Source organism: Massilia sp. 05N420 (genome assembly GCF_056397205.1).
The window spans coordinates 1-371 of the sequence record NZ_JBFTMX010000271.1; the positions used below are offsets into that span (position 1 = coordinate 1).

1 pseudogene is annotated in these 371 nt (G+C 70.1%); it reads left to right on the plus strand.

What is annotated here, in order from left to right:
• Positions 1-371 (plus strand): annotated as a pseudogene (locus AC1DIX_RS28290) (hypothetical protein); the annotation flags it as partial.

Genomic DNA, 371 nt, shown 5'->3' on the forward strand with positions numbered 1-371 from the left:
GTGCATGCGTCAGCGCTCGGCGGCACCGGCGCGGCGCAGTCGCCCCAGGCGATCAGCGGCTCGTATGAGGTTGCCCAGGATGCGCCTTCGGAAGAGGAATTGCTGAAGAAGCGCCACAAGCAGCCGGAGGCCGAACAGCAGCAACAGCAGGAGGCCGCTCCGCAGGCCGAGCAGCAGCAGGAAGCGCCGAGCCGCAAGCAGCGCGAAGCCGCGCCGCAGGCCGAGGAAGCAGCCCCGCAGGCAGAACAGGCGCAGCCATCGGAAGAGCAGCAGCCGCGCCGCAAGAAGCGGGAAGCAGCCCCCGAGCCGGAACAGGCTGCCCCTCAGGCCGAGCCGGCACAGCCAGCTGAAAACCAGGAACAGCCACGCCG